This is a genomic window from Desmonostoc muscorum LEGE 12446 (genome assembly GCF_015207005.2).
Lineage (GTDB): Bacteria > Cyanobacteriota > Cyanobacteriia > Cyanobacteriales > Nostocaceae > Nostoc > Nostoc muscorum.
This window is the reverse complement of record NZ_JADEXS020000003.1, coordinates 104,600-127,568: the sequence shown is the minus strand read 5'-3', so window position 1 is coordinate 127,568 and position 22,969 is coordinate 104,600. Positions and strand designations below refer to the sequence as shown.

At 41.3% G+C, this 22,969-nt stretch carries 17 protein-coding genes and 2 pseudogenes; 9 read left to right on the top strand and 10 right to left on the bottom strand.

Annotated elements, in window-relative coordinates; genetic code table 11:
• Window positions 1–1,244 (bottom strand): peptidase domain-containing ABC transporter (locus IQ276_RS39505; RefSeq protein ID WP_235116525.1); only part of this gene is annotated, 1,244 nt, incomplete at its 3' end.
• A 298-nt stretch (window positions 1,245–1,542) separates the two neighbouring features.
• Here IQ276_RS39505 and IQ276_RS39500 point away from each other — a divergent pair.
• The 4 genes from IQ276_RS39500 (at window position 1,543) to IQ276_RS39485 (ending at window position 4,690) form a co-directional block, all read left to right on the top strand.
• Window positions 1,543–1,827, top strand: coding sequence for a microviridin/marinostatin family tricyclic proteinase inhibitor (locus IQ276_RS39500; protein WP_193912672.1), 285 nt, complete (start codon window positions 1,543–1,545; stop codon window positions 1,825–1,827).
• Window positions 1,828–2,193: 366 nt separating this feature from the next.
• On the top strand, window positions 2,194–3,210 hold the full coding sequence (locus tag IQ276_RS39495) for an MvdC family ATP-grasp ribosomal peptide maturase (RefSeq protein ID WP_190881045.1): 1,017 nt from the start codon (window positions 2,194–2,196) through the stop codon (window positions 3,208–3,210).
• Window positions 3,211–3,234: 24 nt separating this feature from the next.
• Window positions 3,235–4,224 (top strand): MvdD family ATP-grasp ribosomal peptide maturase, encoded by a 990-nt coding sequence (locus IQ276_RS39490; RefSeq protein WP_193912671.1) that lies wholly within the window; start codon window positions 3,235–3,237, stop codon window positions 4,222–4,224.
• Window positions 4,225–4,240: 16 nt separating this feature from the next.
• Entirely contained in the window at window positions 4,241–4,690 is a 450-nt protein-coding gene (locus IQ276_RS39485; protein ID WP_193912670.1) for an HlyD family secretion protein, read from the top strand.
• Window positions 4,691–4,941: 251 nt separating this feature from the next.
• Here IQ276_RS39485 and IQ276_RS39480 read toward each other — a convergent pair whose 3' ends face one another.
• On the bottom strand, window positions 4,942–6,402 hold the full coding sequence (locus IQ276_RS39480; protein ID WP_193925627.1) for an ISLre2 family transposase: 1,461 nt from the start codon (window positions 6,400–6,402) through the stop codon (window positions 4,942–4,944).
• Between the two features lie 266 nt (window positions 6,403–6,668).
• Here IQ276_RS39480 and IQ276_RS39475 point away from each other — a divergent pair, with 266 nt between their 5' ends.
• On the top strand, window positions 6,669–7,709 hold the full coding sequence (locus IQ276_RS39475; RefSeq protein ID WP_235116524.1) for an HlyD family secretion protein: 1,041 nt from the start codon (window positions 6,669–6,671) through the stop codon (window positions 7,707–7,709).
• A 198-nt stretch (window positions 7,710–7,907) separates the two neighbouring features.
• Here the strand turns inward: IQ276_RS39475 and IQ276_RS39470 are convergent, their stop codons facing one another.
• From IQ276_RS39470 to IQ276_RS39450, 5 genes are all read right to left on the bottom strand, one after another.
• Entirely contained in the window at window positions 7,908–8,198 is a 291-nt protein-coding gene (locus IQ276_RS39470; protein ID WP_190881048.1) for a hypothetical protein, read from the bottom strand.
• A gap of 2 nt (window positions 8,199–8,200) precedes the next feature.
• Window positions 8,201–9,163: a ParM/StbA family protein gene (locus IQ276_RS39465; protein WP_235116523.1), complete on the bottom strand. Its 963-nt coding sequence runs from the start codon at window positions 9,161–9,163 to the stop codon at window positions 8,201–8,203.
• A 415-nt stretch (window positions 9,164–9,578) separates the two neighbouring features.
• Window positions 9,579–10,091: a hypothetical protein gene (locus IQ276_RS39460; RefSeq protein WP_235116522.1), complete on the bottom strand. Its 513-nt coding sequence runs from the start codon at window positions 10,089–10,091 to the stop codon at window positions 9,579–9,581.
• A gap of 175 nt (window positions 10,092–10,266) precedes the next feature.
• On the bottom strand, window positions 10,267–11,220 hold the full coding sequence (locus tag IQ276_RS39455; protein WP_190884848.1) for a ParB/RepB/Spo0J family partition protein: 954 nt from the start codon (window positions 11,218–11,220) through the stop codon (window positions 10,267–10,269).
• A complete protein-coding gene (locus tag IQ276_RS39450) occupies window positions 11,217–11,972 on the bottom strand; it encodes a ParA family protein (protein ID WP_190884847.1) in 756 nt (251 codons plus the stop codon). The genes IQ276_RS39455 and IQ276_RS39450 overlap by 4 nt, the downstream gene beginning before the upstream one ends.
• A gap of 309 nt (window positions 11,973–12,281) precedes the next feature.
• Between IQ276_RS39450 and IQ276_RS41215 the strand changes: the two are divergent.
• Window positions 12,282–14,036: pseudogene (locus IQ276_RS41215) on the top strand (helix-hairpin-helix domain-containing protein); the annotation flags it as partial.
• 16 nt (window positions 14,037–14,052) lie between these two features.
• On the opposite strand, the gene IQ276_RS39435 reads toward IQ276_RS41215, so the two are convergent.
• Window positions 14,053–14,907 carry an IS5 family transposase gene (locus tag IQ276_RS39435; protein ID WP_235115308.1) on the bottom strand — a complete coding sequence of 285 codons (855 nt, stop codon included), beginning with the start codon at window positions 14,905–14,907 and terminating at the stop codon, window positions 14,053–14,055.
• A gap of 66 nt (window positions 14,908–14,973) precedes the next feature.
• On the opposite strand from IQ276_RS39435, the pseudogene IQ276_RS41345 reads away from it, so the two are divergent.
• A pseudogene (locus IQ276_RS41345) lies at window positions 14,974–15,145 on the top strand (heavy metal transporter); the annotation flags it as partial.
• Between the two features lie 73 nt (window positions 15,146–15,218).
• Window positions 15,219–16,169 carry an RpoD/SigA family RNA polymerase sigma factor gene (locus IQ276_RS39430; RefSeq protein ID WP_193921971.1) on the top strand — a complete coding sequence of 317 codons (951 nt, stop codon included), beginning with the start codon at window positions 15,219–15,221 and terminating at the stop codon, window positions 16,167–16,169.
• A 158-nt stretch (window positions 16,170–16,327) separates the two neighbouring features.
• On the opposite strand, the gene IQ276_RS39425 is transcribed toward IQ276_RS39430, so the two are convergent.
• Window positions 16,328–20,602: a strawberry notch family protein gene (locus tag IQ276_RS39425; RefSeq protein WP_235116521.1), complete on the bottom strand. Its 4,275-nt coding sequence runs from the start codon at window positions 20,600–20,602 to the stop codon at window positions 16,328–16,330.
• 527 nt (window positions 20,603–21,129) lie between these two features.
• Entirely contained in the window at window positions 21,130–21,576 is a 447-nt protein-coding gene (locus IQ276_RS39420) for a hypothetical protein (protein WP_193916522.1), read from the bottom strand.
• A 349-nt stretch (window positions 21,577–21,925) separates the two neighbouring features.
• Between IQ276_RS39420 and IQ276_RS39415 the strand changes: the two genes are divergently transcribed.
• The gene (locus tag IQ276_RS39415; RefSeq protein ID WP_193916520.1) at window positions 21,926–22,876 is read left to right on the top strand and encodes an RpoD/SigA family RNA polymerase sigma factor; all 951 of its coding nucleotides are present in this window, start codon (window positions 21,926–21,928) and stop codon (window positions 22,874–22,876) included.
• Window positions 22,877–22,969 lie beyond the last annotated feature (93 nt).

Below are 22,969 nucleotides of genomic sequence, written 5' to 3'. Positions count from 1 at the left end.
CTTAATTCCTGATTAATGACTAGACTGCTGCCAAACCAAAGGATGGCAAGATTACCAAAGCCAGAAACTAATCCCGAAAATACATTATTAATAATGCCAATTTGAACAGTACTAAAAGTAAGATAAGCCAGATTCCCAAAACGGCTTTGAATTTCCTCCCAAGCTTGGGGAACCGCATTAGCAGTTTTTACGGTAAGTATACCTTTAAAAATCTCTACTAATATTCCTTGATTTTCAGCTTGTGTAACAATGAGAGTACGAATTTTTTGGCGTAAAGTAGGTATAAATATAATCGTTGATAGAGACATGACTAGAGCCACTAACACCGACAAACCAAGTAATTTACGACTATAAAATACCATAAAAACCAGTGAAATTGCCGCCACAAAAAGCTGGCTAGGAATGGCAATTACAACTTGAGAAACCATCTGATTAATTTCTTGAATATCTCGGAGACGGCTGACAATTTCCCCACTACGATGAGTTTCATAATAAGTAAGAGGAAGGCGCAAAATTTGTCTGCCAAATTCTAAAATTAGTCCTAATTCTAGGCGTTGAGCAAAGTGGGCAATCAAGTTAGACTGTACCAATGTTAGTGTGCTATTAAAGAGATTTATTGCTACCACACCAATTGCGACTGTGGTTAAAAGTTGTGTATCTCCTCTAACTAGTACGTCATCAGTGAGAATTTGAATTAAAAAAGGGCTTGCAAGCGAGAAAATTCCCATCGCCAGATTAATCAAAATCGCTTCAGTTAAAATCTGGCGATAAGGTAAAACTCGTGCTAAAAAACGACCAAAACCGCTAATTTTATCTGATTCTTGCTGATAAAAACGGATTTCGTCTGGTAATAACAGTAACATGACATAATTTGCCCAGCCTGTAGTTAATTCTTCACGACTGAGATAGTGGATGCCACTACTGGGATCGGCAATTACATATTTTTTACCTTTTTTTCCATATAAAACTACCCAGTGGTATCCTTTCCAGTGGATAATGGCAGGAAGAGGTGCTTCATGAAGTTTCTCAATTAGTTGGGGCGTCGCTCTCACCTGACGGGCGTTAAATCCAAGGCTTTGGGCACCACGTTTCAAGCCTACAAGACTTGTACCTTGCGCTCCTGTACCAACAACTTCTCGAACACGAGCGATGGCAAAATTACGTTTATAATGTTTGGCAATAGTAGCAATGCACGCTGCACCACAATCTTCCTCACTGTGTTGTAGGACAATCTGATATTTCATTCTTTATTGATGACAAAATTAGCACAAGACAGTACATTCAATCTAGATGCGATTTCATGTACTGTTTTATTATTTACAATTTTATAAGGAAAGATTTTCTTTTAGTGCAAGTATCACTCAGTAGCAATTTCTAATTAATTGCTTGAGAAAAATTATTATACTTTTAAAGTAGTATAAGTATTTTTACATAAAAGTAAACATTTGGTTAAGAATAAATTAATACTTGCCAGTGCAAGTATTATGTAACATCATTAGGTAAAATCTAAATTTAGATTCATTTTTAATATGGAGGAAGATTGTGTCTGAAAACAAACCAGAAGATTTGAATTCACAAGCAGTACCATTCTTTGCCCGATTCTTGGAAGGGCAAAGCTTTGAAGACCTTTCTGATGAAGAATCAGAAGGCTTTAGCGGTGGTGGATGCACAAGCAAGAAGAATGATGAACTTGTCCAAACCTTGAAGTTTCCATCTGATCAAGAAGATGGAGTAACCAAGAAGTATCCTTCTGATAATGACGAGTACGCTGTTACTCAGAAGTACCCTTCAGATGGTGATGACACTTCGCCGATTTTACCTGGATAGCTATATAGTTTTGAGTACACCAGAGATGCAGTTTTAAAAACTATTGTCAGAATAAAAATACTGTTAGTTTTGCCAACTCCATCTAGGGGTTGGCTTCCCATTAAAATAATTCGTAATGGGCAACTCTTAGAGACGCTAAACGCGAACGCCCCGCTACGCTAACGTAATTCGTAATACTCGCCTTTGGCGAGAAGCAAGCTACGTAATTCGTAATTAAGTTTTGCAACTGCGATTTAGAAAGAGTCAGATAAACTTGCTGCTTGTTAGTTGCTCTTTACTTAAGCCCCCATAATTAGTTAAAGTTAATTTCAAGTTTTTGAAAATTTTGTTTTCTCAATAGTTGCAAAAACCGAATGAAGAGATTTTATGCACCTTGAGCGTGATGTGGTTTTATTAATTACCCACAGTGGTGATTTCTTCACAATAGATAGAGTTGCAGAGGCGGTATCAAAACGAGGGGCACAGCCATTTCGCCTTGATACTGATCAGTTTCCGCTCGCAGTCCAACTCCAGGCTAATTTCAGTAACTCTGGTAGCAATCATACACTGAAATATGGCGATGTCTTACGACAAGCTGCTCCGCATCTACGCTCCCTCAACAGCGAGCAAGTGCAAGCAGTATGGATGCGGCGTATTTGGCAACCCGATCTCGGTAAAGAATTGGCTCCCCAATTTCAAGCAGCCTGTTCTAGTGAATCACTTGCAGTTTTAGATGGCTTTTGGGACAGCATGAGGGGAGCTAGGTGGGTGGATGATTTACACCGGATAAGTGCAGCTGAAAACAAGTTACGCCAACTGCGGGTTGCATCGGAAGTAGGTCTTATCATACCTCAGACTCTCGTCACCAACAATCCTCAAGAAGCACGAGAATTTTTCCAGCAAGTTAAGGGGAAAATGATTGTCAAGCTGCTCAGACCTCTTTCTTATGGTATGCAAGCCTCCTCTTTTTTTATGTATACCAGTGCTGTTAAAGAAGAAGATTTACTTGATGCTGAAACACTGCGCTATTGTCCAGTTGTATTTCAAGAACAAATCCCCAAACACCAAGAATTACGGGCAGTGTATGTAAATGGTAATCTCTTTGTGGGGGCGCTAGATGCGTCTGAGTATGCAGCATCCACCCAGGATTGGCGACGTGATACAAAAGAGGTTATTACCTGGCAACCATATCAATTACCTGATAAACTAATCCGTTGTTTGGATGCTTTTATGGCTAGGTTTGGACTGGTTTTTGGAGCATTTGACTTCATTAAAACGCCATCGGGAGAATATGTTTTTTTAGAAATTAATCCTACAGGAGAGTGGGGGATGCTGGAGAGAGATTTGGACTATCCGATCGCAGATGCGATCGCATCTGCACTACTTTCAACTAGGGTCTTTTGAATTTTGAATTCGGAGCGAAGCAACGTGACTGTTTTAATTATTACTCACAGCCAAGACAACGAAAGTATTCCTCTAGTTATCCAAGCAATTGAAGCCCAAGGAAAGAAAGCATTTCGTTTTGACACAGACCGATTTCCCACAGAAATGCAGTTAGATGTTTACTATGGTAAAACCGAAAGAGTTACTCTGAGCGTTGATGACCAAACATTAGATTTGAATGAAGTATCAGCAGTTTGGTATCGGCGGATTGCAATTGGGTCAAAAATTCCTGACTCAATGGATAAGCAACTCAGACAAGCCTCAATGAAAGAATCTCGCATCACTATTGAGGGAATGATTGCCAGTATCAACGGGTTTCATCTCGACCCTCTGCCAAATATTCGCCAAGCCGAAAATAAGCAGTTGCAATTACAAATAGCCCGAAAGCTAGGTCTAGATACGCCACGCACCCTAACTACAAATAATCCAGTGGCAGTGAAGCAATTCGCCCAAGAATGTCACCAAGGAATAATTACAAAAATGCTCTCTTCCTTCGCTATTTACGATGAACAAGGACGAGAAAAAGTTGTGTTTACAAATCCAATTTCATCTGAGGATCTAGACAACCTTGATGGATTAAATTTCTGCCCAATGACATTTCAGGAGAAAATTCCTAAGGCATTGGAATTACGGACAATTATTGTAGGTAAGCGCGTACTGACGGCTGCGGTTGACTCTCAAGCTTTGGATAAAGCACGTTACGATTGGCGAAAACAGGGAGTCGCTTTACTCAATGCTTGGGAAACATACACTTTGCCCGGAGATGTCGAAGAAAAATTGCTCAAACTCATGGCACAATTCCGTTTAAACTACGGAGCTATTGATATTATTTTGACTCCTGATGGTCGTTATATATTCCTTGAAGTCAATCCAGTGGGCGAGTTCTTCTGGCTGGAACGCTGTCCTGGCTTACCGATTTCGGAAGCGCTCGCGGAGGTTTTAAATAATTCAGCTAATCATAATAATCACAGTTGAAGTAGTGAATTTAAAAATGGCTGATGCAAACTTACCTTCACCTGATGCTTCTTACCCCAACCGAGAGAAGGTAACTAATCCAGACTTTCTCCGCCCAGCTACACCTAATGAATTCTTGCCCCCCATTAGTAACTGGACAACTATCGGCGGCATAGTTCTCCTGATCATCTTTGCTGCTAGCATTATCCTGGCAAGCGTTCTTAAATATAAAATTACAGTCAAAGTCTCGGCGAGTGTTCGCCCTGCTGGAGAACTGCGCCTAGTACAAGCAGCAACAGAAGGAATGATTAAAAGTATTGCTGTGCAGGTAAATCAGCCAGTGAAAAAAGGAGATGTGATCGCTCTGGTAGATGATAATCGTCTTCAGACTCAAAAAAGCCAACTGCAAACGAATATTCGGCAAGCTAAACTGCAACTATCTCAACTTGATGCCCAAATTCTGGCTGGGAGCAATGCGATTTTGTGAGGTCTGGTCAAAAACAAGCGATGCCTGCGGCGGGCGTAGCCATCGCTAAAAATTATATTTAGGTACAAGGTGATTTTATTTGCAAATAAAATACTGGTTTGCACAAAAATTCATCTTGATGAAATATCTCAAAAAGATTAATAGCAAGTCATTTGACGATTTTTTATAAAAATATCTGCAATCAGCCTTTCATACTTAGTATGAATTATGTCAAAAAGTAAATTAAAGGCAAGATTAAAGTATAAAATTTATCAAGCAGCTTGGGGTTTGATAAAAGAATTAAAGATAGAACCACAAAAATTATCCCAACTTCCAGCCATCCATTGACAACGCAGATGTAAGATAATTTCTGCATTTTCTTTCAACCAAAATTTACTGTTACCCTTGATTCTTAAGTTGACAACTTGACGAATTAAACTCTCAATTGCTCCACTACCTATTGGTAGTTTTTGGTCTAGTATCTTAGCGTAATTTAAACGCCTTTCACGATAGGCACGTAAAAGGTAATTTCTCTGTGTGACCATAGTTTTACAACGCTCTCCCGTAGCTTCAGATATAAATTCATCCATCTGCCTAATTATGGTCATGGCATTACTTTTTTTTAAAGTTCTCCGTGCTTTTTTAAACCAATTATTCCGCTCCTTATCATCACTAAACGCTACATCAGCAAATTTCTGTAGCCGTTCAGTAACATGGTAAAAATCAAATAATTGATAAGTCGCATCGGGAGATTTCAATTTCTTTAAAAGAGGGGGAATATGCTTCCAAATCCATTCAGCACCGTCAGCAACTAATAAAACTTGTTTTGCTTGACTAATTCCCAAACTAATCAGATGCATTTCTAAAATTGGCAAAAAGCCTTTATAGTCTTCATAAGTGCCATCATTTACAATGTTTATTTCGCCATTTTTAACTTTTTTACCCTGTTCATCAACCACATAAATTGTTAATAATTTTGGCTCAACCCATTCCCCTGTAAAGCCGTGCTTGTTTGTTTTGAGATTTTTTCTACCTTTTTTATTAATCCTAATTCTACTCCTGCCACCATCTACAGCAATCACAACTCTCTGGTCTTTAAGTATATTCCCACCAGGTAATTTACCTTGTTGCAAGTTAGATATTTTAGTTTGACGTAAATCAATGCTGATTTGACCAAATTTATATGTCAATCGTTCAATTCGTTTAAGACTAATATTAATTCCCCAATCACCCAGGATTGTATGTGCGGCTTCAAAAGAACTAGCTATGGCACCATATTTTGTAATATCTGACCAAACTAATGGGGTCAAGCCTTCTGACATTCCTAACCATTTTAGCAAGGGGCAGAATCCAACATTAGTAGATTTATTCTTCGCTTTCTTTTCTCTTTTTTGAACAACGTATGGTAATTTAAGATTTACTACAACATTACCTACTGTTAATATTTCCCTCTTCGTATAACCGTGTCTTTGTGTGTCGGTATGCCACCATCCTTTGGTTTGATTAATTGCTGTTTGATGAGCCGACTCTGATTGAGAAAGCTTATGCAATAATATGGCGATACATTGACCCGCTAAAACTAAGGCAGCCTGTCTAATTTTTTCTTCTCTTTCTTTAACTATTTTTCCAGACCACTCCTCGATATTTTTCAAATCTAAAAGGTTAGTCACATCCTTTTGAAAATCTGATAATGAATCGGCAAAATTTAAATTTGCAGATATATTTTTTTTCATAAAGGTAGATACTTCCTATTTCAAAACTATTCCTGAAAGGAAATTTTACCTTTTTTTCTAGTAGCAACAATGTACAGAAACTTTGTTTTTGGTAGCAGGTTGTATCTTCTAAGCAATATTGCTGCAACTTTTGTATAAAATACTAAATATATACGTAAGAGTTTATTAGCGATCGCTCTCCAGGTGGGGTCATCTCACAAAATCGCATTGCTCCCATTCTGGCTTTAGATGGGCAAATAGCAGCAGAAAGCGATCGTGCCAGCCGAGTGATTGTCTCAGCAAAAGCTGAACTTAATCGCAGTCAACGCGACATCCAAGACAAGCGAATCACCTCAATTGCCCAAGTTAGGGAAGCTAAAGCCAATTTCAGGCAAGCTCAGAAGGAATTACAAAAAGCTCAAACACATTTAAAATCAGCAATAGCGAATTTCAAGTCTAGCGATGCTTCCTTAAGGGCAGCAAAAGCCAAGCGAGACAGATATCAACCTTTACTCCAAACTGGATCGATTTCTCAAGATCAATTCCAAGAAGTGCAGCTAGCTGTTGAACAACAAGAACAACTCTTAGAATCTCAAAAAGCTAATGTAGAAGAACAACAACAAGCAATCCAACAACAACAACTTGCAGTAGAAGCAGCAACAGCGAGACTACAAAGCACTTTTGTTAATCTCAATCCTAGCGATGCTAATGTGGCAATTTCTCAAGAGAAAATTGCTGCTGAAAGTGCTACAGGTAAAGTCAGTTTGGGAAAATTAAATCAAGAACGAGAGCAATTATTACAACAACAAGTAGAAATTCAAAAGCAATTTAGCCGCGATCAACAAGAACTTCAACAAATTCTCCGAGACATTGCAAATACAGTGATTCGGGCTTCGGCATCTGGTATTATCCAGGAATTAAGTTTGCGTAATCCTTCCCAAGTCTTGCGTTCTGGTGATATTGTTGCTCAAATTTCTCCCAATGATTCACCTTTAATAATTAAGGCATTAGTGCCATCTCAAGATATCCGCAAAGTCAAAGCAGGTCAAGAAGTACAACTGCGAGTTTCAGGTTGTTCCTATACTGAATATGGAACTCTCAAAGGCAAAGTCAGTGCTATTTCTCCCGATGCGATAGCGTCTGAAAATAAAGATAAAAATGCTGGGAATTACGATGTAACTATCCAGCCCGAAAAGCTAGTATTAAGTGTTGGCGATCACCAGTGTACAATTCAATCTGGCATGGAAGGCAGAGCAGACATTATTTCTTCTCAAGAAACAGTGCTACAGTTTATCCTTAGAAAAGCAAGACTTTTAACAGATTTATGATCAGTTAAGGTAAGAGACACGATGAACCGCCGTCAAGACGAAAGAAGGATTATTGTCTTGACGGCGATTCATCGCATCTTTATGAGAATTTATCGCGTCTTTATGATCTAGAATTTTCATCAAAAAACCTTAACCGAACTGTATTGAACAAACATCGCTTGACTTACGCACTATAGAAGCAGCAGTCCCATACTTCCCTTACAACTCAAAATCAAGAGTGAAGGTTTGGTCATCAGAATCCTCTTGGTTTTCGATAGTAGATGGCTCTTGAGTCATTGAAGGAAGTTTGTTATCTTCAGTATTAATCGGCATGAAAGCTACTTGTTGTGTGGGAAATGTACCCTTCCTGAAAGCAAAATAACAATCAATAATAAAGTAAAGCGTCTCTAGGTAACTCTTGCCTAGTTGCTGTGATTCGGCAAATATCCGCTCTCGGTAGCTATCTTTGATCCGAACTTTTTCTGGGGTTAAGTCAAGTTTGTCTGCCATTGTTATAACTTAAGAGATGTAGATGCTGGATTCTTACTGCTGATGGTTTTTGCCATTTCTAGAAGCCCAAAGACATTGGCTTCCACCGGGTTGTCCAGGATTTTGAAGCCATTCTTTTCTAACAATTTTTTAAATCCTGGTAAAAGGCAGCCTCCACCAATCGCCCAGATTTCATCCCCTTGGTGTTTGGCATCAAGCGTGAGATTCACCACTTTCTTCAAGTATTTTTCATACCAATCTTTCAAACAAGCGCTGTATATATCTTTGATATCAATGTCACGGCTGTATCGGGTATGCCCCATCTCTAGACAAAATCGGATTTTGGAAGCATCCCCAATTTTTCCGCCATTTAGATGTTTCATCTTTTGGGAGATATCATCGATGAGAACTTCCACACCGATGGGGTAGGCAGTGTGAACTTCTCGCTGACCCCGGTGGTAACGAGAATACAGGGTCGTACCATTGCCAAAGTCTAAAATGGTTAATTTTTTTGGTAGTGGATGCCCAAATAATGCACCCATACCCTCTAGTACAACTTTCAGCACTTCTACTTTCACGTCTGATTGTTTGCCAGCAAGTATTGGCTGATATTCTCCATTGAGTACTTTTTGTAGTTCTGATGCCAGAGCAACATCATGTAAGCTAACGACTAATTTTAAATGCCAAGCCTTACGGTGTGGAAGATGTGCCAATGCACCGAATAAAGTCAACAATGCATTATTGACTTTGTTTTCATTGTTATCAGTGTTTCGGTCAAAATAATTTCCTGTACGGAAAGCTGATTCCCCAACTGTGTAAGCACTACCGTTAAAAACTACCCTCCCTGGTACGTCTTCCATCTCGGCATTGGTTATATAGCTGGGCACACGAACTACTTCAAAGCCATCGACTAAAAGTTTTAGGCTTCCGTAACCGTTATCGAAACCCGCAGGAAAAATTTTTTGCAATGTGTGAATGTTTGACATAAAGACAAAGGTAATACACTTTGATTTGTGAAAGCTATCTGTTCAGATAATTTTGGGGAGTGGGGGAGAGAAAAATAAAATAACTACCCCTTTTTGATCCAGACTCAAGAGTTTATCATAACCCCTTGGGGGCTAAGTGGGGTACAAAATGCTAATCAGTCAAATATACCCCATTTAGCACCTATATGTACCCTATATAGGGGTTAAAATTTCAACAAAGTCTTGAGTTATTGTTGGGGTATATATAGCCCCCATATAGCCCCCAATAGGATTTTTTGAAATCTTTTTATCAATGCAGCAGAAATTAATTTAGATCATCGTTGACTCTTTGATTTATACTTTACTATCAATTTTTTGTTGAAAAGCAATTCAGTTTTGATCTTTAACTTCTTGCTGAATACGTAACTTAGGGTCACTACTTGCTGACAGGTTCAGCTTTCTCAACTGAATTATCATTCACACCCAGAGTCAATTCCAAAGGAGTTCTTTGGGGGTAAGCTTTTACCACTTGTCGATAAACTTCATAGTTAGTAGGTAGCGTGTTCTGAGTATTACCCACTCCATAAGTCAGTTTGTACTTTACATTTTTGACCAATTCAGGTTTGCTTGCCTCTTCTGGAGATTTTTTGCGTTGTTCAACTTCATCAACACTTGGCCGCGGAGGTAAAGTAGGCCACCATAGCCCTCGATCATCTGGGCCAATTACTTCTCCCGGTGGTTTTACTCCATTTCGATTCAGCACCGAAGTAGTAGCAAAGGTTTCAATGTGGGGTCGTGGTTCACTAGTTAGGTTATTGGCATAATTAACTTGCCAGGTGTAACTGGTGAGTGCTGTAGCTTCATACTGTTCAGCAGTAGTAGTACTGCAACTAGTTAATGTCAGTGCCGTTAGTGCAGTTATTATTGAGGGTAAAAATCTTATTTGCATTATCAATCGTAAATATCTTTTACCAATCACTCTTCAAAAGGTAGTGTGCCATCATTGCTACCAAGGTGAAGGAATCGATGTTGTAGAAAGCACTTCTCCCGTAACAATCTAATCGCCATTTGCCTATTTTGAAGGAATGACTTTAGGAATGCTGATTGCCATACTAAATGTAGTTTCAGTTATCATCACTGCTTTCAACTAATAAAGCTTCAAGCTCTACTAATATTTTTTGTAATCGCTTGTGCTGATTGGGATTATCCCAAACCTTTGATTTTTTTACTTTACTGTAGGCTTCATCTATCTTCTTTTTTAAAGAAGATGATTTTTTATCTGTATTTCCAGGCGTGTTTGCTTGAATTTCAGCAAGACGCTCTTTAATTTGACTTAAAGATAAATTATTTTGAATTGCATCAGACAGTAATGATTTACGTAGGGCTTCATCCCTAATCCGCGCAATTACTTTGGCTTTAGTATACTCGATTACTCCTGAGCGGAGAGCTTCCATAACATCTATAGGAAGTTTTAATAATGGGAGACGATTGGTTCTAAAACTTTCGGGGGAAAACTTTCCGATTGTGTTAAATACCTCAAGTAGAGACTGCCATTCTTGACTGTGGATAACGTTATCCACACCCTCTCGTTCTGGATGAGCTGCTGATTGAAGTAAAGCAACTATTGATTCTGTGGTTTGATTAAGTTTTAATCCTAAGAGAGCAACAATACTCTCTGTTTCCTCAATTGGGTTTAAGTCCTCTCTTTGGAGATTTTCCGAGAGTGCTAGTTCAAGTGCTTCAACATCTGTCATTTCCCTAATAACAGCAGGTACAAACTCTAATTGAGCAGTTTTAGCCCCTTGGAAACGACGTTCTCCTGCAACTAGTTCGTATTTCCCATCCTTTTGAGGACGGACGAGAAGGGGCTGAAGAATTCCATGCTGTTTAATTGACTCTACTAACTCAAGCATGGCTTGAGGAGCAAAGTAGCGACGAGGTTGTTGATGTGGTAAAACTATTTGTTCTATTGGGATAAGGAAAGCAGCGCTACTATTGTCTACTGCTTCTTCAACTCCAAATAAAGCATCGACTCCTTTAATTTCATAAGGTTGACTAACACGCTTCTTCATACTCATGGCAACGTCTCCAAACTGTGAGCAATCTGTTTGAGAATAGTGACAGATGGATGCTTAGAATTGTAAAGTGCTAACGGTATATGCTCTTGGGCTGCATCAGCAAAAGCTACGGATCGAGGAATAGCTGGATAAATGGTACCAATCTTAGATAGAGAATTAGTAATTGACTGTAAGCTTTGGGAGCCTTGTCCAGTTCGGTTATCGTACATGGTTGGAACTACTCCAGCAATCTGTAATTTTCGATTTGCCCGAGAACGGACACGCGCAATCGTTGTTAACAATAGTTCTGTTCCTTTTAAAGCTTTATATTCAGTTTGAATAGGAATGAGTACGTGTGTGGCTGCCACCAAGCTAATATAGCTAAGAATACCGAGACTTGGTGGACAATCAATTAAAATGAATTGGTATTGTGCGATAACTGGTTCAAGAGCCTCCTTTAGTCGAATATCTCGCATATCTGCGACAACAAGTTCTAATTCTGCGCCACTTAAGTTAATGTTCGCGGGGGCCATATCCATACCATGTATATTCTGATGAATTGGTAATGGTTCTTCTAAGAGAATAGCTTCATAAACTGTCTTATCTAGTTCAGATGGCTCTAATCCCATAAAAGTAGTTAGTGAAGCCTGGGGGTCCATATCCACTAATAAAACGCTTTGCTGACTTTGAGCCAAATGGTAGCCTAAATTCATTGTCAGAGTAGTTTTGCTGACACCACCCGACTGATTAAAAACTGCAATGACTTTGCTCATTAACTGAACAGAAATAATAAAGACATCAACTTAACAATATCGGTATCAGTCACATACTGGCAAAAGAAACTTACATTCAGTAGATCGAACTTTAACATTTCAACTATGATTTTGCCCTTTCTATGATTGCTAACTTTTTCAGTCTCCAAGCAATGGTTTATCTGGTGTCAGCCCCACTGCCCCGGCTTTTAAGCTTGAACTAGGGTGAGTTTTCGATGACACTAATATTGAATATCTAATTTAGTATTTATGTACTAGAATAGCTAAACTTCCAATATTATAATGATGTGCGGCATCTGATGATAAGCAATGTCCACTCCCCCTAATCTTTCCCCTCAACAAGTAAGCGCCTTTCCTCAAAACGAAACAATCACCGGAGTCGTAGAACGCCTGACTTTTTACTCTGCTGAATCGGGTTACACTGTGGCAAGGCTGACCCGTCCCCGTAGCAACGAACTGACAACAATTGTTGGTTCCTTTGCCAATATTCAACCAGGTCAAACTCTACAGCTAACTGGTTTCTGGCGGGATCATCCACAATTTGGCCCCCAGTTTCAAGTAGTCAACTACAAAGAAACCAAACCAGCTACTCTCACTGGAATTGAAAAATACTTGGGTAGTGGGCTGATTAAAGGTGTTGGCCCAGTCACAGCAAGACGGATTGTTGCTCACTTCGGGCTAGAAACCCTGGACATCATCGAAAACCAAATTGACCGACTTATTGAAGTCCAGGGTATTGCCAAAAAACGGATCACTCTTATTAAAAACGCCTGGTTAACTCAGAAAGCGATCAAAGAAGTAATGGTGTTTCTCCAGGGGCATGGCGTTTCTACCACTTATGCTGTAAAGATTTACAAGCAATATAAGGATGAAGCAATCGCTACTGTTACCAAAAACCCCTACCAGCTAGCAGCTGACATCTACGGTATTGGCTTTCTGACTGCTGACAAGATTGCGAGAAATATAGGAATTGCGCCTGACTCAGAATTTCGTTACCGTGCGGGGATTATCCATTGCCTAAGTGAAGCTGCCGAAGATGGTCACTGTTACTTAGGGCTTGCTGAATAAGTTCCTCAAGCAAATCTAGAAGCCACACAGCTTGCAAAATAATCGTTTCATCGCTCAGTTTCCAAATTTACCCAGCGATCGCTAACGATTGTGCAAGGGTTTTGAGACTCTAGATGTTATAGCCTTGCACTTGTTTGGTCAAAAAAAGCCTGAAACCATTACTTGGTCTACATTAAGCTTCTATTCAGCAAGCCCTACTTACCACAAAGCGAACTGATTGAGTCGGTAATCAAACTACTGACTACCGAATCTCATCAGCCCACAGAAGAAGCAATTGCACAAATCATCAAAGATATGGCTCTAACAGATACCATCTGTGGGGCCAGGTCAAATACTCGCTGATTTGATTAATTCTGGTCGTGTGCCAGTAGTGCGGTTGACTCAGGTATTCCGCCAAGCTCAAAACTTGTGCAATTATCACTGCTGCTCACCAAATTAATCGAGGAATTTATCCCACAATTGAGCCGATATCTGATAGTCCCATGTCCGACTGTATTTGGCACGGCGGCGGACATCAGCCCGAACATGGTGTACAGGCAATCTGCGAGTTGATTACCGATTTGATTCCACGCTTAGGTTTTAATCCTGCTACTGATGTGCAAGTACTTTGTCCAATGTCGCGGGGCTTGGTAGGGACTCGCAACCTTAATACTGTGTTGCAGCAGTTGATCAACCCACCCAGCCCCAACAAGGTGGAGATTAACAGAGGTGGGAATTTGTTGCGCGAGGGCGATGTCTGCGACAAGCCGCTAAGAGCGTCTACGCATCATCCAGCTAACCAATGACTACAACCGTGAAGTTTTCAACGGCGACCTGGGGATTATTCAAAGCATTGATACTGTCGAGCAGGAAGTTACAGTACTGTATGGTGAGCGGACTGTGGTTTACGATTACGCTGACCTGAATGAAATTGCCCTTGCCTGGAGCATTTCGATTCATAAAAGCCAAGGCTCAGAATATCCGGTGGTGATTCTGCCAATCTATATGCAGCACTATAGAACCCATTTGACATCTAAGAAGGTGCTGCAAGCCTCTTAATCATTAGCCTGATGAAGCAGATATTGAGTTTGGCAGTGGCACTAACCAGGGTTCGTTCAAAGTTCTTAACCAGAATTTTACAGCGCTCCATCCAAGCATTGGAGCGTTCGATCACCCATCTAGCTATTGCCGGAACAAATCCAGATTTTCCTTGTGCCGCTTTCTCTTGTTTTGAGGGTTTCGTAGAAAGTTGAAACTGAATTTTGGTCATGATCTCTGGGTAAATTCGCTCTAACTCCTGAGTCAAATATTCTGGGTGATACCCATGATCTAGCAGGATAGTAATCTTGGGAATATCGATAGGTTTTGACTTGAAGTAGTCGATGTTGAGAGTAAACATCTCAATTAATCCGGCATCATCCGAGACATTGGCGCGAGTACAGAGCGTAAAAAAGGGAAACCCAAGGGTGTCAATAGCCAAATGCCTTTTAATACCGTTGGTGGCTTTGTAGAAGCAAAAACCTTTCGACTCCACACTGGCGTTGCAGGTATTTTTCACTGCTTGGGAGTCAATGATGATCAATGTCGTCCAGTGCGGTTTTTTTTTTACCTGTTCACGCACTTGTCCATGTAAGACACTCATCAGTTCCTCAAATACCCCGGCTGCTCGCCACTGTTTGTAGTGCCAATATACAGTGGAATAAGGGGGGAGGTCTTTAGGTAAGTCTTGCCAATTGCATCCATTTTTTAGTTGATAGAGAATTCCATTGAAGATATCTCGCTTTGGCCAGTTGGTCGGTCGAGTCTGCTTCTTAGTCGGTAATATCTCTTGCAATAAGGGTTCAAAAATTTCCCATTCTGCATCAGTGAGGTTGCTGGAATACGCCATTAGTATTGGATTTTAGATGCTGAGGAGTACCTTAATTCAAAACCTCACAAGATGTCAAATGGGTTCTATATGATGTTGACCCGGAACCTGTTTTACACTCTTGTTGACCCGTGCCAAGAAGTTAGCGATCGTAGTTGGCGCAAAAAAAGCGATCTCTCTAGCGGTGCGCTCTACTGATGACCAACAAAGGTACACAAGGTTAAAGCAGAGGTTACTTCAGGCAGGACTGAATTGTTAAAAATAAAAAAGTTTATCAAATTATTTGATTTATACTTTTAAATTCCCTGGGTTAAAAAAAGCGTTGAGTTTGTATGTCCAGCCTCAGTTCAGACATGGTTCGCATCTATTTGCAAGAAATTGGTCAGTATCCTTTATTAAAGCCAGAGGAAGAAATCGCTTATGCAAGACTTGTACGAGAAATGATTGTCATTGAGCAATCTAAAAATGAACTCACTCAACAGCTAGACCGCGAACCAACTTTGACTCAATTAGCCAACGCTGTTGAAAAAACCGAAGCACAAGTCCGAGCAGCACTACACCTTGGTCAAAAGGCTAAACAAAAAATGGTGACAGCTAACTTGCGACTGGTAGTATCTGTTGCCAAGAAATACCAGAACCGCAATTTGGAATTTTTAGATTTGATCCAAGAAGGAGCAATTGGTTTACAACGGGGTATAGAAAAGTTTGATCCCAATCGGGGTTATAGACTCTCAACTTACGCCTACTGGTGGATTAGTCAAGCTATAACAAGAGCAATTGCAGAACAATCCCGCACTATTAGATTGCCTGTTCATCTCACTGAAATACTTAATAAAATTAAAAAAGTGCAGCGAGAAAGCTTTCAAAAACTCGGTCGTCATGGCACTGCTGAAGAAATAGCTGCATCATTAGACATCAGCCCCGATAAGCTTCGAGAATATCTCAGTGCTTCTCGTACAGCCATTTCTTTAAATAAGAAAGTCGGAGATGAGCAAGAAACAGAATTGGGCGAAATTTTAACAGACGTTGGTGTTTCACCAGAAAAACTCCTTACCCAAGAACTTCTATCGCAAGACGTAGCTAAATTATTAGAACCACTGACACCAATTCAACGTCAAGTGTTGACTTTAAGCTTTGGTCTGGAGAACGATCAGCATTTTAATCTCGCTCAGATTGGCCAACAGCTAAACCTCAGTCGAGAGCGCATTCGTCAAATCCAGGTCAAAGCTATAAGTATTCTCCGCCATCGACAAAACGACATGCAAGAGTATTTATTTGAATGAACCATTATGTAAAAATAAGTTGTACAAATTTCAGTAGACCGAAAAGTTTGACATAGCTGCTATATCTGCCCCTTTTTTGGTGCAAAATGTGAGACCATCACACTCTTGTTTGAGTAAAAAATAAGCTGATGTATCTAATGAATACATCAGCTTTTGACTTATCCCAAGATTTCAATCACAGCCGCTAGAATAGCTGGTGCTTTGTCTGAAACTGGAATGAATATCCGCTTTTGCCAGTTGATGATCTCGGTGAAGCAACCTACAGCTAAGAGTCGCTCTGCCAGTGAGATAGCATTAACCAGTTCTATGCGAGGTTCATTAGCAACGAAAGAACGTCGCAAGGTTACACCACCTGGCAACTGCTGTGTATATCTCTCGTTGAGTACCAGCGGAACCAGTTCTTCTGGAGAAAGCAGCTGGTTCCTGAGTCCAAGTTGTTCGCGCACAGTTTGGATGTCGGAAGCATTCACCACCCGACCGAGAATCTTTTGTCCATCGCTGGTTTGCAACCGGAAGACTCGACTATTTTGCTGTGGTAGGATTTTCCAGATGGGCAACAAAATACCAGTTACCAAATGCAGGTAATCGGTAGTGAACTTGGGTAATTCGTTTACTTCAGTAGACCAAGCAGCAGTAAACGCATCAATAGAAACTTGGCCCCATGTGGAAGATTCCAAGTCTTGGACTGGTACGCGAGTTTCTTTCTGTGGACGAATCAGCAAAACTCTTGGGACAACTCCACCATCAGCGTCGTAGATGCTATGCGTCGGAATTGACACAGCAGCATTACCAGACTTGGAGTTGATCATGAGCTTTCCTTGATATTGAGTGGCGAACTCAAGCATCTCTTCAGCAGTTCTGATGTTATTGTTCTGAGTGCGTTCTATCTTGAGATAGTTCGTTACGCTACCTGTGGCAGGGTGGGTGTACACAGCTTCCTGGCTCTCAACAGTAAAGCGTTCAGCCCGTAAAGTTTCCACACCCATCTCATAGACACCATTTGCGATCGCTGCTTCAATCTGTTGACTTAGCAACAACTCAAAACGCTCGAAAATGATGTTTTGCATATCGATGCGTAAAGCCAGCAGGCGATTAAGGAATTGCCGCAATGGGGGCAAGTCGATCTTCATCCCGCCTTCGTGGGAAGTCAGCGATAAACCCGTCATTTGCTCGAATTTCCCCAAAGACACTTCGTAAAATCGACCTTGAAATATTTGCTTGAACAGTTCGTACAAGGCATACTCTGCATACTGAGATTCAAGGTTATCCTTAGCCTCAAATATCCCATTGCCACCCGTCTGCCGTTGACCACGAGTAAGAGCGCCCAAGCTATCGAGCCTTCGGGCAATGGTTGAGATAAAGCGGCGTTCACCGATGACGTTAGTGGTAACAGGTCGGAACACGGGTGCTGATGCTTGGTTGGTTCTGTGCGATCGCCCTAAACCTTGAATTGCATTGTCTGCCCTCCAGCCGGCTTCAAGCAGATAGTGCGATCGCCGTTTACGATTCGCAGCATTTAGATCAGCATGATAACTCCTGCCTGTGCCGCCGGCATCACTGAAAATGAGGATTTGCTTGTCACCCTGCATAAACGCAGCAGTCTCAGCAATATTTGCCCCACTACCCCGTGAATCAACGAACAAACGTCCAGATTCATCTTTCAGAACTCGCTTGCTGCGACCAGTTACTTCGGCAATTTGTTTGTGACCGAAGTGCCACAGCAATTGTTCTAATGCGCCGGGGATGGGATCAAGGCTTGCTAACTTATCGACTAACGCATCTCTCAAGGCTACAGCTTCTTGGGAAATAACTGGAGAGCCATCAGCGTCAAAGACTGGCTCGGATCTTTCTTCTCCATCCTCGCCAGAATGAATGGAATGCAGATGAATGGGGAAAGCACTCATCAGGTAATCCATAACGTATTCCCGTGGGGTCAAGTCAAGATTGAGATCCTTCCATTCGTCAGCCGTAACTTCATCAAGTCGTCGTTTCAAAAGTTCTTCATTAGTCGAAACTATTTGAATGACAATTGCAAGACCTTGGGCTAGATCCTGCTCAATCGCTTTGATCAGGGTAGGGCATTTCATCCCTGTCAGCAGATGATTGAAGAATCTTTGCTTGTGTGACTCAAACTGCGAGTTGGCAGACATCTTAGCAGCACGATTGTACGTTTTTACGCCAGAGATATTACAAGCTTCTAACGCTTTTTCTAAATTATTATGAATAACCTGAAAAGCATCGGAGTAGCTGTTATAACTCCGTTCCTGCGTGGGCGTTAAATCAATGTAGAGAGTTTGATACTCAACTCCCTCGAATGAAAGGCTCCGCGCCAGATACAGTCCCAAAGCCTTGAGATCCCTGGCGACCACTTCCATCGCAGCGATACCACCGCCCTCAATGGATTCCACAAAATCCTCACGGGAGGTAAACGGAAAATCTCCAGTCTGCCAAAGCCCCAGACGATTTGCATAAGATAGGTTAGAAACCTTCGTCGCTCCAGTCGCTGATACGTAGACAACCCGTGCCTGCGGTAATGCGTTTTGCAACCGCAGCCCAACAATGCCTTGCTGGGATGCTGCAACCATACCGAGTTTACCCTCTTGAGCCATTGCGTTACCCATCGCGTGGCACTCGTCATAGGCGATCGCTCCCTCAAAGTCCTTGCCTGCCCACTCAACGATTTGCTTAAGCCGACTTTTGCCGTTCTTTTGGGATCGTAGAGTTGAGTAGGTGCAGAATAGGATGCTTTGGGTAAACGGGATTGGGTCGCCTAGCTTGATGTTGCCCAGATCAATAATGTCCTTTTCGCTACCGCCTAACGCACACCAATCACGTCTTGCATCCTCAATCAGTGCAGAACTCTTTGATACCCAGATTGCTTTTCTTCGTTCCTGACACCAATTATCGAGGATAATGCCAGCTACCTGTCGCCCCTTACCAGAACCCGTGGAATCGCCCAAGAACCAGCCACGACGAAATTTGACGGCATTTTCCTCGCCCTGAGCCGCAACAGTCACATTATCCCAAGAATCATCCACAATATAAGACCCAGACAAAAATTCACAGTGCGCCTGACCTGCGTAAATAACGCTTTCAAGCTGTGCCTCTGACAACAAGCCTTGTGTGATAATGTTGCCAGGAAGATGCGGTTTGTAAGTGGGTGCTGGTGGCGAGACAAGTGCTAGGGCTGCACTTTCACAAAGAAGCGAGGGGTGAGGTAAAGCGTCCTTGATTCTGATTCGTTGTGGGCGATATGTTTCGTATAGGGTGTCTTTCAAACCCTCACTAGCCGTCCACTCGATAACCTCATACTCCAGCACTACTATGTCGTCTGGAAGAGAGGAAACTGTTTCTGGTTGTGCAACTGTAGTACGCTTTGGCAATTGAACAACAATTGCCTTCGCCGTAGCAGCTTTGACATCTGAGCGTTCCCACGGAGATCGCTGTGGTAATTGCTCAATCAACGCCAGCAGTTCGGGCAAGTCCAAGGTTTCAGAAATACAGGGGATTTGCCTGTGATTATCAGCCGGAACTTTATCAATTACTGTGATTCTGGTGTCGATTTGTGTACCATGTTTTGAGTACACCTTGCCGTTAACCCCGATCGACATTAAAACTCGTGCTTCCGAGTGCCACCGAACAAAAGTCTCGCGCCAAGTGGGATTATTAGGTGAGAACCAGTTGGCAGTAATTGTTACGAGCCGTCCACCGTCAGCCAGTCTTTGCAATGCCGAGTTGATGTGGCTCTTAGTTGCGTCGGGGTTGCGACTGTTGATTTTGGGAGATGCACAGAAAGGTGGATTCATCAGCACAACTGAGGGCTGAGTCTTGCCAACCAGATAGTCGTTAATTTGTTCCGCGTTTACTGAGAATAATGGTGTACCAGGGAATAATCGCCGCAGAATCTTACTTCTATCGGGTGCAAGCTCGTTGAGCATCAGACTTGCGCCTTGTAGTTTAGCCATTTGTGCTAACAAACCAGTCCCGGCTGATGGCTCCAGCACCAAATCAGTAGCTTGTATAAATCCTGCTTTCGCTACCAGATAAGCAAGCGGCAGAGGGGTCGAGAATTGCTGAAGCTGTACTGATTCTTCACTACGGCGTGTTTGCGTCGGGCAGAGGGCTACTAACTTCTCCAATTCCAATAATACTGTTAGCGGCGGTTCTAATAAAAGCTTGTAACCTTTTTGACGCAGATATAATATTTGCGCCACTTCCACAGCTTCGTAAGCATCTTTCCATTGCCATGTACCCTCTGCCGCAGTACCGTGAAAGTGGCGATTCATTTGGGCTTGAACAGTTTTCGTGTTCAGGGGGCGATTTTCAAGTAGTGGTTTCAAAAGCTCTTGAGCGACACTTAATATTGATTGCCCATAATCTAATATTGTTTGGAAGTCGAACAGAAAACCTTGGGTGAAAAGTTGCTGTACCATTGCATTACTCACAATATTATTTTTTCACTCTTGCTATGGCGAAGCCTTTCTCTTATTAATAAATGAGGCAATTACCAAGAAGGGGAAAAGGGGAATGGGAAAGGGGGAAAGGGCACAGAATTTAGAACTTTTCCTCACAAGGTAGAAAGCCCCTGTCTTAATTGTGGAGAACAAAAAAAGAAGATTTTTTAGACATGTAGTGCAAGAACTTAGCAGCGTCTTTATTTGAAACAAGAGCTTTTAAGTTACTGGTTCCCTTTCCCCTTTCCCCTTTCCCCTTGTTCATTAGTCTCATTTAAACTTTTAAACATTCAGACATTTATGAAGAAGGGAAAGGGGGAAAGGGGAAGGGGAAAAGGTAAAAACCTCGCCCCTCTTGTGGCGCGAAATAATCCAAATTTTATGGGGAAGGTAAAAACCTCGCCCCTCTTGTGGCGCGACAATCATCATCCCTTTCCCCTTTCCCCTTTCCCCTTTAACCTTTTCCCTTTTATTCTTCGGTGATCAGCCGAAGGTTAAAAAACGAATTAGCCAGCTTTACGCGGTCTGCCTGGCTTGCGCTTCCCTGAAGAATTTACATCAGCCTTTTTAGTTTTCGGTGATTTGTTGGCAGTATTGTTAGCTTTATTTGAACGAGTAGTACGTTTTGGTTGTGGTGAAATTTCTTCAACTGGAGGCAGTAATCTCAATGTAGGGAATGAGAGAATAACTGCTTCGTTACTGGTACAATGAATGACTTCATCCTCTAACATCCAAGGATCTGGCAATTTCTCAAAAGTCTGAACTTGTGGTGTGATTATTTCTGATACTGATGGAATTGTAGAAGCCGCTATAATTAGATTGCTAACCGAAACCACATTACTAGCGTAAGCAGCCGATACAAATAGTCCGTTAATGAACTGGAAGATGATGAGAGTAATAAATGCCCAAAAGATAGCTACGATTGCCAAAGTAAGTAGAGATTGCATATCCATGATTATTCCTCAACTAAGTATTTGTATTTTTCAATTGATTTACGCAAAGCGTCTTCGAGCCTTGTCCAAATGTGAAGCGAATTTGAACATATCCTCTTTTCAAGAGAGGATTTCACTCTAAATTTAGCGTAGCGTCTCTTTGATTTAATCTAACCAAATTTTTTATTACCTTAAAATTTAGTTACAAAATAAAGCAGGTTTTAGTATTTACCTATTTGAAGATTTCAAGTATTATATTTATAAATATATTTGACAAATATGAGTATTAGTCTAAGTCTAGAATTAAGATTTGATTTATTAGCTAATTTCTGAAATCAAACATTTTACTCAAACGAAAAAAAGTATTCGTATGCCCAGCCCAACTACGGACTTAGTTCGTTCCTACCTCAAAGAAATCGGACGCTACCCTCTGCTAACTCCTGAGCAAGAAATTACAAATGCAAGGGCGTTGCAGCAAATGATGGCGATTGAAGAACAGCGATCAAACCTCGCACTTCAACTAAACCGAGAACCAACTGCAAGAGAATTAGCTACCTTGCTTGGGCAAACCGAAGCTGAAGTACAGTCAATCGTTCAACAAGGTCAAAAAGCTAAACAGAAAATGGTGACAGCTAACCTACGGTTGGTGGTTTCTGTTGCCAAAAAATACCAGAACCACAATTTAGATTTTCTCGACTTGCTCCAAGAAGGGGCACTGGGACTGCAACGAGGAATCGAAAAGTTTGACCCTAACAAAGGCTACAAACTATCAACCTATACTTATTGGTGGATTACCCAGTCAATAACACGTGCTATAGCAGATAAGTCTCGCACTATTCGTTTACCAATTCATATCAACGAAAAGTTAAACAAAATCAGGAGAATACAGCAGCAACTGTCTCAGTCTTTGGGTCGTCCTCCAGTTGTAGCAGAAATTGCCGAATCGTTGAATCTATTGCCAAGCCAAATAAGAGATTACCTTCAGGTTTCCAAGTCTCCAGTTTCATTAGAAATGCGAGTGGGAGATGAGGGTGAAAGTGAACTAGTCGATATTTTGCCGATGGATAGCATTTCCCTAGATGAGCAAATTACTCTTGAGCTTTTACACCAGGACTTGAGCGAGTTGCTGGCATTGCTTAAGCCAAGGCAACGAGAAGTATTGACTCTACGTTTTGGATTGTCAGATAATCAGGAATTGACTTTGAGTCAAGTTGCAAAGCGCCTAAATCAAAGCCCGGAGACAATTCGTAAAACTGAACATCAAGGTTTAAAAATTTTGCGCTCTCATCAAAACAAGATTAAAGACTATCTTCTTAATTAAGACTAACTAAGGGTTATTGGACTCTAGTTTCATTTATATAAGTCGAACTCGCTAATTCAAAGGCTGGAAACAAATCGCCACTACCTTTTTAGA

Coding starts and splice junctions, on each gene's coding strand:
- IQ276_RS39495 (WP_190881045.1), top strand. CDS start 2,194: ATGCACCTTGAGCGTGATGTGGTTTTATTAATTACCCACAGTGGTGAT.
- IQ276_RS39485 (WP_193912670.1), top strand. CDS start 4,241: ATGGCTGATGCAAACTTACCTTCACCTGATGCTTCTTACCCCAACCGA.
- IQ276_RS39480 (WP_193925627.1), bottom strand. CDS start 6,402: ATGAAAAAAAATATATCTGCAAATTTAAATTTTGCCGATTCATTATCA.
- IQ276_RS39470 (WP_190881048.1), bottom strand. CDS start 8,198: ATGGCAGACAAACTTGACTTAACCCCAGAAAAAGTTCGGATCAAAGAT.
- IQ276_RS39465 (WP_235116523.1), bottom strand. CDS start 9,163: ATGTCAAACATTCACACATTGCAAAAAATTTTTCCTGCGGGTTTCGAT.
- IQ276_RS39460 (WP_235116522.1), bottom strand. CDS start 10,091: ATGCAAATAAGATTTTTACCCTCAATAATAACTGCACTAACGGCACTG.
- IQ276_RS39455 (WP_190884848.1), bottom strand. CDS start 11,220: ATGAGTATGAAGAAGCGTGTTAGTCAACCTTATGAAATTAAAGGAGTC.
- IQ276_RS39450 (WP_190884847.1), bottom strand. CDS start 11,972: ATGAGCAAAGTCATTGCAGTTTTTAATCAGTCGGGTGGTGTCAGCAAA.
- IQ276_RS39435 (WP_235115308.1), bottom strand. CDS start 14,907: ATGGCGTATTCCAGCAACCTCACTGATGCAGAATGGGAAATTTTTGAA.
- IQ276_RS39430 (WP_193921971.1), top strand. CDS start 15,219: ATGTCCAGCCTCAGTTCAGACATGGTTCGCATCTATTTGCAAGAAATT.
- IQ276_RS39425 (WP_235116521.1), bottom strand. CDS start 20,602: ATGGTACAGCAACTTTTCACCCAAGGTTTTCTGTTCGACTTCCAAACA.
- IQ276_RS39420 (WP_193916522.1), bottom strand. CDS start 21,576: ATGGATATGCAATCTCTACTTACTTTGGCAATCGTAGCTATCTTTTGG.
- IQ276_RS39415 (WP_193916520.1), top strand. CDS start 21,926: ATGCCCAGCCCAACTACGGACTTAGTTCGTTCCTACCTCAAAGAAATC.